Raw genomic sequence first — 772 nt, forward strand, 5'->3', positions numbered from 1 at the left:
GCTGCCGCACCATCCATACAGAAATCTGATTGCTCGGACGTGGTACAGTCTGGCAGTACGATATCGGCATACTTCGCAGAAGACGTCATGTGGTTGTCGATCACCACAATCATTTCACACGCTTTTTCATCTTGAAGAATGTCGTGTGTACGGTTGATGTCTGAGTGTTGGTTAATCAGACAGTTACCTGCATAGTTCCAGATGAACTTGATGTTGTTTTGCAGCTTCTGAACACCTTTGATGCCGTCAGTAAGATCGGTCATCTCAGCGCCACGGAAAATCGCATCTGTCCAAAGGAACATTGGGATAGAAGCGCTGATTGGGTTTGGCACTTTCGGGAAGCGTTGGAATGGGTAAGAGTGGTTACCCTCACGAGCACCAGTACCACCACCTTGTAGACCAACCTGACCACGAAGCAGAGACAGCATCATGATCGCTTTACATGCTTGCTCACCGTTTGCAGAGCGTTGTAGACCCCAACCTTGGGTAATGTAAATACGTTTTGCATCGCCGATGTCGCGCGCAAGTTTCAAGATCACATCAGCAGGAATACCTGTGATTGGTTGTGCCCACTCTGGCGTTTTCTCGATACCATCCGGACCTGTGCCCATGATGTAATCTTTGTAGCTGCCATTTTCTGGCGCTGATGCTGGCAGAGTTTTACGGTCGTAACCCACACAGTAGCGGTCAAGGAAGTCTTGGTCGACTTTATCTTCGCTGATCAGTACATGGGCGATAGCAGCGACAAGAGCCGCACCGGTACCGTGTTTGA

Annotated in this window: 1 protein-coding gene; it reads right to left on the minus strand. The window is 49.4% G+C overall.

What is annotated here, in order from left to right; genetic code table 11:
• The coding region (locus R7190_RS26885; protein ID WP_318137798.1) for a molybdopterin-dependent oxidoreductase at positions 1 to 772 on the minus strand (772 nt) is incomplete at both ends.

The sequence above is a fragment of the Vibrio sp. 1078-1 genome, assembly GCF_033340475.1.